Below are 13,341 nucleotides of genomic sequence, written 5' to 3' on the forward strand. Positions count from 1 at the left end.
TGGCTGCTCTCATTGCAACGATCATTCAAATTTATGCACGAAACATTCACTTGCGCTTATCTTAAACGGGGACTGGCTTGAAATAAGAGAGGGAGATGTAAATGAAACTCGTTGCCGCACTGAATGATTTTCTTTGGGCCTGGGGTGTTTCAATTCCCATTTTGATATTCGGCATCTTCGCAACCATTGTCCTGCGGTTTCCTGCACTTCGGATGTTCAAGCGCATGATTGGCGCGTTCCGCGCGAAAGCGGAGGGCGGCGGCGCCTCTCCCTTTGGCGTTTTGTGCCTTGTCGTAGGCGGGCAAATTGGAACGGGAAATATGGTGGGTGTGGCGGCAGCCATTACTACCGGTGGTCCCGGCGCCCTGTTTTGGATGTGGGTTACAGCCTTCCTCGGCATGACCACCATGTTTGTGGAGACCGTTTTGGGACAGCTTTTTAAGGAGCAGAACCTTGATGGCACCTACCGAGGCGGTTCGGCATATTATCTGGCCCACGGCGCAAAAATGAAGAAGCTGGCAGTTGTCGCCGCGCTGGTGGTGGCTATCGGAACGGGTCTGATAAACAGCATGACCCACAGCAACAGCATCACTGGTTCGGTGCAGGCCATTGTACCGGTCAACAGCATTTTCATGGGTGTACTTCTGGCCGTCGTTACGTTTGCGATCATTATGGGCGGACTTAAATCACTGGTTAAATTTATGGAGGCTGTGGTCCCCTTCATGGCTGTGGGGTATATTGCAATCGGATTGATTATTCTTATTTTGAACGTTACCCGGATTCCCGAAGCGGTCGGCATGATCGTTTCCGCCGCCTTTAATCCCGTCGCAGTAGGCGGCGGCGCGGTGGGCTTTACCGTTCAGCAGGCGTTCCGATTCGGTATGTCCCGGGGGGTGTTTTCCAATGAGGCCGGGCAGGGCAGCTGCTGTTACTCCAGTTCTTCCAGCAGCGCCCGTCATCCTGTGACGCAGGGCCTGCTGGGTTCTGCTGCGGTGGCGATCGATACGCTGCTGGTTTGCACGGTTACCGGGATGATCGTTCTCCTCTCTGGAGTGGATTTTACCGTGATGTCTGGCGCCGAACTGACTCAGGCCGCTTTTGCGCATTTTCTGGGCGGGGCTGCTCCTTGGGTCATCGCCGTTGCCCTGTTCTTTTTCGCCTACACCTCCCTCTTGGCCAGTATCTATTGCAGCCAGAACAGTTTGAAGTTCATTTTCGGCGATAACAAGAAGATCATCTATGCCTATTTTGCTCTGCAACTGGCATGTGTGGTGTTTGCCCCCCTCATTGCTGTCGGCGATATGTTCTTGTTGGTGGACCTTCTCTGTGGACTTATGAGCCTCTGCAATCTGGTTGCGCTGTTCTATCTCTTCAAACCTGTGAAAGCCACGCTCAAAGACTACGAGGATAAATTGGCTGCCGGAGATAAAGATCCCTCGTTTGACTGGAATGCATTCCGGAATTCCTATGGTCTGGAACCCTTCAAAGATTTAAGCAATTTACATAAGGAACCACGTTCCTAAGCAACTGGGACTACATTTAAGAACAGCCCGTCCAGAGCGCCATGCCGGGCGTCTTGGACGGGCTGTTCATTCAAAGGAGGAAAATCATTTTATGCAAGGTCCTGTTCAAAACGGTCTGATTCAGGCCGTTGGAGATATTCGGTTTATTGAAAGTGCGCCGCGCCTAGACACCTCGGCTCCTGCATTTCTTTCCCGGGAGGCCACAATGCCTGTTAGGCAGTTCCATATGTCGCTTGAAAACTACGCTCCGTCCCCGCTTCGGGTGCTGAAAACGCTGGCGGCGCAGTGGGGACTGGGCGCTGTCTGCATCAAGGATGAGTCTGACCGATTTGGCCTCAAGGCTTTTAAAGCATTGGGAGGGAGCTATGCCATGTTTCGCATCGCATGTAAAATGCTGGGTCTGGATGATCGAAAAACCGTTCAGACAGACCTGTATAGGCCGGAATTCCAGGAACAGCTAAAGCAGATGGAATTTGTGACGGCCACGGATGGCAACCACGGCAAGGGCGTGGCTTGGGCGGCCGCAAAACTGGGGTGCAGGTCACATGTGTATATGCCTCGTGGTTCTGTGGAAGCACGGGCGGAGGCCATACGCCGGGCAGGCGCTGCGGAAGTTGTCGTTACGGATGTGGGATATGACGATACCGTGCGCCATGCGGCGAAACTGGCAGCCGAAAATGGGTGGTATCTCGTGCAGGATACCTCGTGGCCTGGATACGAAGACATTCCCTCCTGGATTGTTCAAGGATACACAACGCTTATTTATGAGGCGTTGGATCAGTTGCAGGGGAGCGGAATGGGAGCGCCTACCCATGTGTTTTTGCAGGCCGGTGTGGGGGCGATGGCGGGAAGCGTGCTGGGCGCCCTCCGGTGCACCATGGGGAAGCGGCTGCCCTGCGTTGCCATTGTGGAACCCGACACGGCTGCCTGTATTTTTGAATCCGCTCGACAAAATGACCAACTGCCGCACCGGGCTACAGGTTCGGAACAGACCATTATGGCAGGCCTGAACTGCAGTGAGCCGTGCTCATTGACCTGGCCGATTCTGCGGGACTTTTCCAGTGCTTTTTTCTCATGTCCGGACTGGGTTTCCGAACGGGGAATGCGTATTTTGGCGAAACCGCAGGGTGAGGACAACCGAATTGTCTCCGGAGAATCCGGCGCGGTTACTGGGGGGCTTCTCTCGCTTTTGATGGAGATGCGGGAGATGAACGAACTTCGGGAACGTCTGGGTCTGAATGAACACTCTGTGGTTCTGTTAGTGAATACGGAGGGAGACACCGACCCGGAGGGGTATCGCCATATCCTTTCCGAAGGGGGACGGGAGGCAATATGAGCGTGTAGGCTCGCTAAGCTGAAAGGACGCCCGCCGAGAGAGGCAGTTTTCGTCGTTTTTCCATAAAACCCTCCAAAAAATTGGTGAAGAGAACCAAGCTTGCCCGAAATTTCAAAAATGCGGTTGACAAATTTGCACAACCTGCGTATGATACGCCTATAAGCTGTATGACAGATTACAGCATACATATTTTTTCCGCGGGAGAAGGAGGCAAATATGAAAAAGCTGCGAAAAACCTGGGACAACTTTGAAGAGGTCGTTCTCTGCCTCATCATTTTGGTGGTGATCTGCGTGTCGGGGTTGCAGGTGGCCTGCCGGTATCTGTTCAACAACTCGCTGACCTGGAGCGAGGAGCTCTGCCGCTATCTGTTCGTCTGGACCGGCTTTTTGACCATCAGCCTCTCCATCAAAACCCGCTCGATCATCACCATCGACGCCTTTGTGCTGTTTTTGCCGCAGCGGCTGCGGCAGGCGCTGTCCGTGGCCGCTTACCTGTTCTGCACCGCGGTGTTTGCCTTTTTGGCCGTCAGCGCGTGGCAGATCGTCTGGGGGGCGGCGGGACAGAAAAGCCCGGCCATGGGGCTGCCGCTGCAATGGGTCTACGTAGGCCCCCTGTTGGGCTTTGTGCTCTCGGCGGTCCGCTCCCTGGGCCGGGTGGTGGGCGAGGCTCGTTCGCTGTTGGGAAAGGAGGAATCTTAAATGTCCCTGGGCCTGTTTTTCGGCGCCCTGGTGGTGCTGCTGGTGTTGGGCGTTCCCATCTGCGCGGTGTTCTCGGCGGTGACGGTGCTGCCCGCCCTGCTGGATCCCTCCTTCCCCTACGCCGCGGACGCGGCGGTGCGCTCCATGGTCAGCGGCCTGAACAGCTTTCCGCTGATGGCGATTCCCCTCTTTATTCTGGCGGGCGTCATCATGGCCAAGGGAAAGATCTCGGAGCGGCTGTTCAACGTGTTTTCCTTTTTCATCGGCAACAAGACCGCCGGATTGCCCTGCGCGGTGACCATCACGTGTCTTTTCTACGGGGCCATCTCCGGCTCCGGCCCCGCCACCACGGCGGCGGTGGGGGCGATGTGCATTCCGCTGCTGACCAGCGTGGGCTATGACCTGGTGTTCTCCACCGCCCTGGTCGCGGTCTCCGGAAGCCTGGGCATCATCATTCCCCCCAGCATTCCCTACATCATGTACTGCAACGCCTCCGGCGCCTCCGTCTCCCAGATGTTCCTGGCGGGCATTCTGCCGGGACTGCTGATCGCCTTCTGCCTGATGCTGTACTCCTTCGTCTACTGCAAGCTGCACGGAGAGGACAAGGAAAAGCTCCGCGCCCAGTATCAGGCCCTGCGGGATAAGGGGCTGCGGGTGGTGCTGCGGGAGGGCTTCTGGGCGCTGCTGGCCCCAGTGATCATTCTGGGGGGGATCTACGGCGGCGTCTGCTCGCCCACCGAGGCGGCCACCATCTCCATCTTCTACGCGCTGGTCATCAGCCTGTTTGTCTACCGCTCCATCTCCCTCCGGGACCTGCCCGGAATTCTCCTGGAGGGGGTGCGGACCTATGCGCCCATCCTGTTTATCATCTCCGCCGCCGTGGCGTTCTCCCGGGTAATCACCATGCTGAATGTGGCCGCCGCCGTCAGCGAGGCGGTGCTGGGCCTGATCTCCTCCCGGGTGGTGATTTTGCTGCTGATCAACGTGCTGCTGCTGTTTGTAGGCATGATTATGGACACCGGCCCGGCCATCCTGGTCTTTACCCCCGTGCTGCTGCCCATCGTGAAGGCCATCGGCGTGGACCCCATCCACTTCGGCATCTTGATGTGCGTGAACCTGGCCATCGGCTTCGTCACGCCGCCCATGGGGGCCAACCTCTTTGTGGCCAGCAACCTCTCCAAGGTCTCCGTGATTGAGATCGCCAAAAAGGCGGTGCCGTTTATCTGCGCCTTTTTGATCGCGCTGGCGCTGATTACCTTTGTGCCCGCCATCAGCCTGTGTCTGTTATGACCTGCCGGACCCGGCAGACAAATAAAGGAGGATTCATATGAAAAAGATGTTGTCCCTGGCCCTGGTGCTGGCCCTGACGGCCTCCCTGGCCGGCTGCGGCGGGACGCCGCAGGCACCCGCCGCCGATTCCGGCGCCCCGTCCGGCGGCGAGGCCGCCAGTTACAGCTTCTCCGTGGGCACCAACACGGCGGAGGACTCCGTCAACCACCTGCTGGCGGCCAAGTTCAAGGAGCTGCTGGAGGAGCGCTCCGGCGGCGCGGCCACGGTGACGCTGTACGAAAACGGCCAGATGGGCGGCGACGCGGAGCTGACCGAGTCCTGCATCGCCGGCAGCGTGGACTTTATCGTGGGCATGACCGGCTCTCTGGTGAACTACATTCCCGAGGCGGCGCTGTTCGACCTGCCCAACGTCTTCCCCGACCTGGAGACCGCCCGGAAGGTGCTGGACGGCCCCATTTTGCAGGAGCTGCAAAGCGCCTATGAGGCGGGCGGGCTGAAGCTGTTCGGCTACGCGGACTCCGGCTTCCGGGTGATGTCCAGCAACAAGGCCGTCCGCGCCCTCTCCGACTTCTCCGGCGTCAAAATCCGCACCATGGAAAACGCCAACCACATCGCCTACTGGCAGGCCCTGGGGGCCAACCCCACGCCCATGGACTTCGGCGAGCTGTACATCTCCCTGGAGCAGAACGTGCTGGACGCCCAGGAAAACCCCTATGACCTGATCGTGGCCAACAAGCTCTACGAGCCCCAGGCCTATGTGGTGGAGACCAACCACCTGCTGCACACGCTGAACATGGTGGGCAGCAAGGCCACCTATGACGCTCTGCCCGCCGACATGCAGGCCCTAGTCAGCGAGTGCGCGGCGGAGGCGCACCAGTATGCCCGGCAGATGGCCAGCGAGCGCATTGACAACCAGAAGACCGTGATTCAGGACGCGGGTCTGGAGATCATCACCCTGGACGAGGGCACCATCCAGGCCATGGCGGAGGCCGCCTCCGACGTGTACGACCTGGTCCGCGGCCAGGTGGGCGACCAGCTGGTGGACAACCTGATCGCCCAGGTGGACGGGGCGAAATAAAACCTTCCGGGTTGGGGAGGGGCCGGGGCGCCTCTCCCCAACCATGGACGTGAACAGGAGCGACTGAAGATGAAATACGATTTTTTGATTCAAAACGGCCACGTGGTGGACCCCGCCCGGGGAATCGACGGCCCTGCGGACGTGTATATCCGCAACAGCAGGATTGTTCCGCCGCCAGAGGGGGCGGACGCCGAGGCGGAGGAGGTCATCGACGCCTCCGGCTACTGGGTGTTTCCCGGCCTGGTGGAGTTCCACACCCATCTTGCCTACCGCAGCAGCGACGTGGGGCTGAATCCCGACCTCTACATGCTGCCCAACGGCGTGACCTCCGCGGTGGACGCCGGGTCCGGCGGCCCCTGCAACTACGAGGCGTTTATCCACGAGACCTGCGCCCAGAGCAGCCTGACCATCAAGAGCTTTTTGAACGTGGCCTCCACCGGCATCATCACGGAGCAGTATTTTGAGAATCTGGACCCCCAATTTTACGACGTGAAGCGGATGGAGTACCTGTTCGAGCGGTATCCCCAGGAGATTCTGGGCTTCAAGGTCCGCATCGGAAAGCGGTTTTCCAAGGAGCTGGACCTGATTCCCCTGGACGCGGCGGAGGAGCTGGGAGAGACGTTCCACTGCCCGGTGTGCCTCCACGCGGTGCATCCCGAGTCCGACTACGACGCCATCCTCAGCCGCCTGCGGCCCGGCGACATCCTCTGCCACTGCTTCCAAAACCAGGGGCCGTACAACATCCTCACCCCCCAGGGCAGGCCCCTGCCCTCCGCCGTTGCGGCGCGGGAGCGGGGCGTGATCTTCGACGGGGCCTCCGGCCGCAAAAACCACGACCTCACCGTCATCCGCGCCGCCCTGGACAGCGGCTTCCCGCCCGACGTTATCAGCACCGATGTGGTGACCCACAGCGTATACCGCACCAGCGTGTTTGCCCTGCCCTATGTGATGAGCGAGTATCTCAACCTGGGGATGCCGCTGGGCGAGATTATCCGGGCCGTCACCCAGACGCCCGCCCGGCTGATGGGCCTGGAGGGGCAGATCGGCACCCTGGCGCCCGGCGCGCTGGCGGACGTGGCCATCTTCCGGATGCGGGAGAAGCCCCTGGTGTTCCGGGACCAGATGGGCAACGCCATGGAGGGGTCGCGGCTGCTGGTGCCACAGATGACGCTGAAAGCGGGCCGCATCGCCTATCGGGACATGGAGTTTACATTCTGAGCCTCCCCGGGCGATTGTTGGTTGAAATCGGAATTTCCTTCCACTATAATAGGGTAAAGGGAAAAATCTATTGAGAAAGCATGAGAGGGAAGTATGGCGCTGAAAACGATTGGTCGAATCAATATCGCGGAGCAGGCGTTCAACCAGTTGAAAGAACAGATTCTCGGCGGAATCTGGAAAGAGGGCGACCGGCTTCCCTCTGAACTGGAGCTGACGGAGGCCCTGGGCGTGAGCCGCACCACCATCCGCCAGGCCATCCGCACGCTGGTGGACTACGGCTTGGTGGAGACCCGGAACGGCGCGGGCACCTATGTCAAGCGCCAGATATCCGGCAGCTATATGCTCAATATCGTGCCCCTCACCGACCTGCAGACCGAGGATATGGTGGAGATTTTGGATTTTCTCTGCCTGATCGAGGACAACGTGGCCGCCATGGCTGCGGAGCGCTGCACGGAGGCGGATGTGGCGGCCCTGCGGGAGTTGCAGGAGAGAATCAAGTCCGCCAAGGGCGACCTCGGCGCCCTGACGGAGTATGACCTGCAATTCCACATCATGATCGCAAAGATCACCCAGAACTCCCTGGCGATTCAGACCTATTCGCTGCTCAGCGAGTTTTTGGAGACGGCCATGTACCGGGCGTATACGCGCCTGGGGGCGGAGGAGGGCGTGCCCTATCACGAGGAGCTACTGAGGGCCTTTGCCGGCCACGACGCGGAGCTGGCCCGGCAGATCATGGGCGCCCACGTGCGCAACCGCAGAGCCAAATTCATCGCCAGCCTGCAAACCGGGGCGGAGGCCCCGTGAGCCTTGGCAGACCCCGCCCGTCCTTTGGGACGGGCGGCTTTTTGCAAAGGGGAAACCAACCGTCCGGCAGGAGGCCGCGGGGTTGGTCCGGCGGCGGGAAAAGAGAGAACCTACGCACTTTCTATTGAGAAACTTCCATCCTTGTGCTACAATACGATATATTTAGCCTGCGGGCGGGGGCCTGTCGCCGCCGGGCCGCGCAGCGGACCGCCGGGCGGGCGCACGGCGCGGAGAATCCGGCGCCACCCCCCGAAAAATAAGGAGATTGGAAGCCATGAAACTTGGAATTCTGGGATTGCCCAACGTGGGCAAATCGACCCTGTTCAACGCCATCACCAACGCCGGCGCCGAGAGCGCCAACTACCCCTTCTGCACCATCGACCCCAACGTGGGCATGGTGGCGGTGCCCGACGAGCGGCTGGACCGCCTGGCGGAGCTGTACCAGCCGGACAAGAAGACCCCGGCGGTCATTGAGTTTGTGGACATCGCGGGACTGGTGAAGGGCGCCAGCAAGGGCGAGGGCCTGGGCAACAAGTTCCTGGCGAACATCCGGGAGACCGACGCCATCGTGCACGTGGTCCGCTGCTTTGACGACGAGAACGTGATCCACGTGGAGGGCAGCACCGACCCCCGGCGGGACATCGACATCATCAACATGGAGCTGGTGATGGCGGATTTGGAGATGGTGCAGCGCCGGGTGGAGAAGGCCGCCAAGGCCATGAAGGGGGACAAGAAATTTGCCCATGAGGTGGAGCTGTTCACCGCCCTTCAAAAACATCTGGACCAGGGGGCGCTGGCCAGGACCTTCCCGTGCGGGGAGGAGGACCGGGCGCTGCTGCTGACCTCCGATCTGCTCACGCTGAAGCCGGTGATCTACGCCGCCAACACCGACGAGGCCGGCTTCACCGACCTGGCGGGCAACCGCTACTACCAGCAGGTGTGTGAAATCGCCGCCGCCGAGGGCAGCCAGGTGCTGCCCATCTGCGCCAAGATGGAGCAGGACATCGCCGAGCTGGAGGGGGAGGAGAAGCAGCTGTTTTTGGAGGAGCTGGGCGTGGAGGAGTCCGGCCTGGACCGGCTGGTCAAGTGCTGCTACGCCCTGCTGGGCCTCATCTCCTTCCTGACCTACGGCAAGGACGAGTGCCGGGCCTGGACCATCAAGAAGGGTACCAAGGCTCCCCAGGCCGCGGGGAAGATCCACTCCGACATCGAGCGGGGCTTCATCCGGGCGGAGGTCATCGCCTATGCGGACATGGAGAAGTGCGGCGGCGTCACCGCCGCCAGGGAGAAGGGCCTCCTGCGCAGCGAGGGCAAGGAGTACGTGGTGCAGGACGGCGACATGATCTACTTCCGGTTCAATGTCTGACGCGGAGCGGCTGGCCGCCTATGAGCGGATGTATGCCGATCTTCTGCGGGAGCGGGACAAGGTCCTGGCGGATATGGAGAAGCTCCGGGCGGCGGGGAAAAACCGGGGCGCCACCTATCAGCAGCTCCTGGCGCAGAAACTGACGGTGCAGAATTTGATCGGCAGATTGGAACTTTACGGCATTCGAGAGACATGAGGCGGGGACCGGTCCGGGGAGGGCCGGTCCTCTTTTTATCCGCTTTCGGGCAGAGACCGAGCGCGCGGCCCTTCGGGGCCAACCGGCGCCGATATTGGGGGCCGGGCGGGGCTGCGGATATGGACGGCGCTGCCCGGCGGCGGGCGCGGGCATGGCCGGGGCCTCCCGACCGCGCCCGAGGAGCGACCGCAGCTTCTCCCGGTCAAAGGAGACGCCGGTGCCCATCGGTGCCTCCCGGCCCCGGCCGGGAGGCGGCGGGCCCGGGCGGAAGATGGGGCTGGCGCGGTCTCCGCTCCGCCGGCGAAAACTTTTTTGGCCGTCCGGGAACGATTGGGGGCGGCGGGGCGTATTGAAAGTGAAAGGCGCTTTTCAAACAAAGGAAAGGAGGCATTGCATGAAGGAGCAAGAGCAATTCCTGCGCAATGCCATGGAGGCCCACGGCGATACGGTGTACCGCCTGGCCCTGTGCCGGACCCAGTCCGTGCAGGACGCGGAGGACGTCTACCAGGACGTCTTCCTCCGCCTGCTGGCGCAGGACGCCGGGGCGTGGGACGGGGAGCACATGAAGGCCTGGCTGATCCGGACCGCCCTCAACCGCTGCGCGGATTTGGGGCGGCTGCGGCTGCGGCGGCCGGTGCTGTCCCTGGAGGAGGTGCCGGAGCTGGCCGCGCCGCCCGACGACCGGGCCGCGGCCCTGTGGGAGGCGGTGGCCCGCCTGCCGGAGAAGTTCCGCACCGTGGTGCACCTGCACTACGCCGAGGGCTATCAGACCGAGGAGATCGGGGCGCTGCTGGAGATTCCCGCCGCCACGGTCCGCACCCGGCTCCGCCGGGCGAGACTAAAATTGAAAGAGCTGCTGGGAGGTTATGAGGATGGAGCATGCATATCGGAAGCTGATGAGGGATATCCGCGTCCCCGCCGGGCTGAATGACCGGGTGGCCCAGGCCGCCGGGCAGCGGCAGGCGGAGCAGACCGGGCCCAAGCGCCTGGCCCGCCAGAGCCATCCGCTGCTGCGGGGGGCGGTGTGCGCCGCCTGTGCCTTGGCGCTGGTGCTGGGCTCCGTGACCCTCCGCCCGGCGGAGAGCGGCGGGGAGACGCCGGGGGGACCGGCGCTGGTGCCGGTCTACACCTTCGGCCTGACGGCCTGCGCCGCCGACACCGGGGAGGCCTACGGCCGGGGGGTCAACGGCGGCCTGGCCTTCAGCGCGGGCAGCGGGATGCAGTGGTCGGGGGACAGCGGCTATTTCACCGGCTGCCTGCTGCAAATCACCGGCGCGGACATCCGGCAGGTGTCGCTGTCCCTGGACCGGGGGGAGCTGTACCGCTGGCGGCGGCTGGACAACCTGACGGAGCAGGAGCGGGCGGACATCCGGGCGGCCCAGGAGCGGGGGGAGATGGTCCCCGCCTCCATCGACCAGGCGGAGGACGGCACCTGGTCCACCCAGGAGATGAGCCGCCTGGGCGCCGCCTGCACCGAGGACTATGACCCGGAGGTGCGCTACGGCCTGTGGGTCCCCGGCGCCGACGAGGCCGCCTGGGCGGCGGATCCCCGGGCGGCGTCCCAGGCCAGCGTGGACACCCTGGACGGCGCCTCCCTGACAGTGACGGTGGTCTTTGCGGACGGCGGGGAACAGACCAAGACCTACCGCCTCTCCACCGGCAAGCTCCGGGTGGTCTGGAACGAGGACGGCACCACGGGGCTGCTGCCGGGGCTGGCGGGGGACGACGAGGCCTATTTTTACGGCGTCTACGCCGCCTCCGAGACAGAGAGCCGCTGGCTGCGGTGGCCGGTGGAGGGGGCCGGGACGGTGCGCATGAGCAGCCCCTTCGGCGGAGAGATGTTCCACAGCGGCATCGACATCCCCGCCGCCGACGGCACCCCCATCCTGGCGGCGGCGGACGGCACGGTGAAGGAGGCGGGCTTTGACAGCCGCCGGGGCAATTACCTGGTCCTGGACCACGGCGATGGGCTGGAGACGGTCTACGCCCAGTGCCGGAGCCTGGCGGTGAAGGCGGGGGACGCCGTGTACGCCGGGGAGACGGTGGCCGCCGTGGGCTCCACCGGGATGTCCACCGGCCCCCACCTGTGCTTTCAGGTGCGGCAGGACGGCGCGGAGCAGGACCCGGTGGCCTACTTTGACAGCGACATCCGCGAGAGCCTGCATATGGAGTGAGCCGAGCCCCCCGGGAGACCGGGGGGCTTTGGGCTGCCGGTCCGGTGCCGCGGGCGCTGGCTCGGCAGAGCTGCGGCCCGCAGCTTGCCCCCTTGCGGGCCGAAAGGGAGGGGCCCCCGCGGATACGCCGCGGCGGAACAGGCGTTCGCTTGCCGCTCCGGCGGCGAGACGCTGCGCGGCTTTTTCAATCAGCGGAAGCCCCCCGGTTTTTCGGGGGGCTTTCTTTTTGTTGATTATAAAAATAAATCTTGACTTTCATAAAATTAAAGTTTATATTGAATTTATGAAAGGGGCGTGATGAAATGACCACCCTTCCCGCGTGGATGGCGGACCTGGAGGACGCGGACGCGGTCTTCATCAAAAAATTCATCCTGGCTTCCGGGTCCTTGAAGGAGGTGGCGGCGCTGTACGGCGTCAGCTACCCCACGGTGCGGCTGCGGCTGGACCGGCTGATCCAGAAGATTCAGCTCACCGAGACGGCGGAGGCGGACCCCTACGTGTCCCTGGTGAAGCGGCTGGCGGTGGACGACAAGCTGGATTTCGACACGGCCAAGATTCTGATTTCCGAGTATCGAAGGACGAAGGAGGAGACGTGAAAATGTATATTGCCACAATCGCTCTTTGGGGGACGTTGCTGTTTTGGCTGGCGCTGCTGGTGGGGGGCGTTTTCCTGCAAATCTTTCTCTCCAAGCGGGAGAGCCGGTGGCCTGGCCTGGTGCTGCCGCTGCTGACCTTTCTGTGCTCGCTGCTGCCGCTGCTGAGCCTGATGGACACCGGCAGCGTGGCCCAGAACGTGCTGATGGTGCTGGTGACGCTGCTGGTGGGGAACATTCCCACCCTGGTGCTGCTGGCCATCTACTGGGCCGTCCGGGAGAAGCGGCGGGTAAAGGACCAGATCGACAAAATGCACATCGACGACCTGTGAGAAAAGGGGCTGCTCCGGCGGCCTCCTTTTTTTGCCCCAAGTATTGTAAAAAAATCAGTACTTGACAATGCAAGGTAGCTGGTATAGAATCATACCCAAAGGGGAGATGTTATGAACGCGCAGTTCAAAAAGGGAGTGCTGGAGCTGATTGTCCTGGAGTCTGTGCGGAAGCGGGATATGTACGGCTACGAGCTGGTGGCGGAGGTGTCCAAGGTGGTGGACGTCAACGAGGGCACCATCTACCCGCTGCTCAAGCGGCTGACCAACGAGCACTACTTCGAGACCTACCTCCGGGAATCCACCGAGGGGCCGCCCCGGAAGTACTACCATCTGACGGCCATGGGCGTGCTGTACCGGGACGCGCTGGAGGCGGAGTGGGACCTGTTCCAGCAGCAGGTGAATCGTTTTCTAAAGGAGCGGAGGACATGAGGAACAAGGAGTCGTTTTTGAAGGAGCTGCAAAGCGGCATCGCGGTGCTGGCGGAGGCGGAGCAGCGGGACATCCTGGCGGAGTATGCCCAGCACATCGACATGCGGGTGGCCGGGGGCGTGACGGAGGAGGAGGCCATCGGGGACTTCGGGGATGTGGAGAAGCTGACGGCGGAGATTTTAGAGGCCTACCACGTGGACCCGGCCTACGGCAAGGGCGGCACCGCCCGGGCGCTGCCCCGCCTGCCGGACCCCCGTCCGGCGCTGAGGGGCTGGCTGGACCGGGCGCAGTCGGGGTTCCATG

At 62.2% G+C, this 13,341-nt stretch carries 15 protein-coding genes; all 15 read left to right on the top strand.

Translation table 11 applies throughout. The features are described 5' to 3' along the window. The first annotated feature begins 101 nt into the window (after positions 1-101). Complete coding sequence (locus QZS21_RS07595; RefSeq protein WP_295581981.1) at positions 102-1,523, top strand: sodium:alanine symporter family protein; 1,422 nt, start codon at positions 102-104, stop codon at positions 1,521-1,523. Positions 1,524-1,614: 91 nt separating this feature from the next. Continuing rightward, positions 1,615-2,859 (top strand): diaminopropionate ammonia-lyase, encoded by a 1,245-nt coding sequence (locus QZS21_RS07600; protein WP_295581984.1) that lies wholly within the window; start codon positions 1,615-1,617, stop codon positions 2,857-2,859. Positions 2,860-3,075: 216 nt separating this feature from the next. Beyond that, a complete protein-coding gene (locus tag QZS21_RS07605; RefSeq protein WP_295581986.1) occupies positions 3,076-3,558 on the top strand; it encodes a TRAP transporter small permease in 483 nt (160 codons plus the stop codon). After that, positions 3,559-4,848, top strand: a complete 1,290-nt coding sequence (locus QZS21_RS07610; protein WP_295581989.1) for a TRAP transporter large permease — start codon at positions 3,559-3,561, stop codon at positions 4,846-4,848. Between the two features lie 37 nt (positions 4,849-4,885). Then, the gene (locus QZS21_RS07615) at positions 4,886-5,926 is read left to right on the top strand and encodes a TRAP transporter substrate-binding protein (protein ID WP_295581991.1); all 1,041 of its coding nucleotides are present in this window, start codon (positions 4,886-4,888) and stop codon (positions 5,924-5,926) included. 69 nt (positions 5,927-5,995) lie between these two features. Beyond that, positions 5,996-7,144, top strand: a complete 1,149-nt coding sequence (locus QZS21_RS07620; protein ID WP_295581993.1) for an amidohydrolase family protein — start codon at positions 5,996-5,998, stop codon at positions 7,142-7,144. A 93-nt stretch (positions 7,145-7,237) separates the two neighbouring features. Continuing rightward, the gene (locus QZS21_RS07625) at positions 7,238-7,948 is read left to right on the top strand and encodes a FadR/GntR family transcriptional regulator (protein WP_295581995.1); all 711 of its coding nucleotides are present in this window, start codon (positions 7,238-7,240) and stop codon (positions 7,946-7,948) included. A 274-nt stretch (positions 7,949-8,222) separates the two neighbouring features. Beyond that, complete coding sequence (ychF, locus tag QZS21_RS07630; protein ID WP_295581997.1) at positions 8,223-9,314, top strand: redox-regulated ATPase YchF; 1,092 nt, start codon at positions 8,223-8,225, stop codon at positions 9,312-9,314. Then, complete coding sequence (locus QZS21_RS07635) at positions 9,307-9,510, top strand: hypothetical protein (protein ID WP_295582000.1); 204 nt, start codon at positions 9,307-9,309, stop codon at positions 9,508-9,510. The genes ychF and QZS21_RS07635 overlap by 8 nt, the downstream gene beginning before the upstream one ends. A gap of 394 nt (positions 9,511-9,904) precedes the next feature. Beyond that, positions 9,905-10,441: an RNA polymerase sigma factor gene (locus QZS21_RS07640; protein WP_295582002.1), complete on the top strand. Its 537-nt coding sequence runs from the start codon at positions 9,905-9,907 to the stop codon at positions 10,439-10,441. Next, positions 10,383-11,684, top strand: coding sequence for a M23 family metallopeptidase (locus QZS21_RS07645; protein ID WP_295582004.1), 1,302 nt, complete (start codon positions 10,383-10,385; stop codon positions 11,682-11,684). The genes QZS21_RS07640 and QZS21_RS07645 overlap by 59 nt, the downstream gene beginning before the upstream one ends. Before the next feature lie 302 nt (positions 11,685-11,986). Continuing rightward, positions 11,987-12,280 (top strand): DUF2089 family protein, encoded by a 294-nt coding sequence (locus tag QZS21_RS07650; protein ID WP_295582006.1) that lies wholly within the window; start codon positions 11,987-11,989, stop codon positions 12,278-12,280. Positions 12,281-12,282: 2 nt separating this feature from the next. Then, a complete protein-coding gene (locus tag QZS21_RS07655) occupies positions 12,283-12,609 on the top strand; it encodes a hypothetical protein (RefSeq protein ID WP_295582008.1) in 327 nt (108 codons plus the stop codon). 111 nt (positions 12,610-12,720) lie between these two features. Beyond that, positions 12,721-13,038 (top strand): PadR family transcriptional regulator, encoded by a 318-nt coding sequence (locus QZS21_RS07660; RefSeq protein WP_295582010.1) that lies wholly within the window; start codon positions 12,721-12,723, stop codon positions 13,036-13,038. Further along, on the top strand, positions 13,035-13,341 hold a 307-nt coding region (locus QZS21_RS07665; protein ID WP_295582012.1), incomplete at its 3' end, for a DUF1700 domain-containing protein. The genes QZS21_RS07660 and QZS21_RS07665, both read left to right, overlap by 4 nt.

The organism is uncultured Oscillibacter sp. (assembly GCF_900544955.1).
GTDB lineage: Bacteria > Bacillota > Clostridia > Oscillospirales > Oscillospiraceae > Oscillibacter.

Excerpts from the sequence above, each read along its gene's own strand:
- QZS21_RS07595 (WP_295581981.1), top strand. The coding sequence starts at position 102 with ATGAAACTCGTTGCCGCACTGAATGATTTTCTTTGGGCCTGGGGTGTT.
- QZS21_RS07600 (WP_295581984.1), top strand. The coding sequence starts at position 1,615 with ATGCAAGGTCCTGTTCAAAACGGTCTGATTCAGGCCGTTGGAGATATT.
- QZS21_RS07605 (WP_295581986.1), top strand. The coding sequence starts at position 3,076 with ATGAAAAAGCTGCGAAAAACCTGGGACAACTTTGAAGAGGTCGTTCTC.
- QZS21_RS07610 (WP_295581989.1), top strand. The coding sequence starts at position 3,559 with ATGTCCCTGGGCCTGTTTTTCGGCGCCCTGGTGGTGCTGCTGGTGTTG.
- QZS21_RS07615 (WP_295581991.1), top strand. The coding sequence starts at position 4,886 with ATGAAAAAGATGTTGTCCCTGGCCCTGGTGCTGGCCCTGACGGCCTCC.
- QZS21_RS07620 (WP_295581993.1), top strand. The coding sequence starts at position 5,996 with ATGAAATACGATTTTTTGATTCAAAACGGCCACGTGGTGGACCCCGCC.
- QZS21_RS07625 (WP_295581995.1), top strand. The coding sequence starts at position 7,238 with ATGGCGCTGAAAACGATTGGTCGAATCAATATCGCGGAGCAGGCGTTC.
- ychF (WP_295581997.1), top strand. The coding sequence starts at position 8,223 with ATGAAACTTGGAATTCTGGGATTGCCCAACGTGGGCAAATCGACCCTG.
- QZS21_RS07635 (WP_295582000.1), top strand. The coding sequence starts at position 9,307 with ATGTCTGACGCGGAGCGGCTGGCCGCCTATGAGCGGATGTATGCCGAT.
- QZS21_RS07640 (WP_295582002.1), top strand. The coding sequence starts at position 9,905 with ATGAAGGAGCAAGAGCAATTCCTGCGCAATGCCATGGAGGCCCACGGC.
- QZS21_RS07645 (WP_295582004.1), top strand. The coding sequence starts at position 10,383 with ATGGAGCATGCATATCGGAAGCTGATGAGGGATATCCGCGTCCCCGCC.
- QZS21_RS07650 (WP_295582006.1), top strand. The coding sequence starts at position 11,987 with ATGACCACCCTTCCCGCGTGGATGGCGGACCTGGAGGACGCGGACGCG.
- QZS21_RS07655 (WP_295582008.1), top strand. The coding sequence starts at position 12,283 with ATGTATATTGCCACAATCGCTCTTTGGGGGACGTTGCTGTTTTGGCTG.
- QZS21_RS07660 (WP_295582010.1), top strand. The coding sequence starts at position 12,721 with ATGAACGCGCAGTTCAAAAAGGGAGTGCTGGAGCTGATTGTCCTGGAG.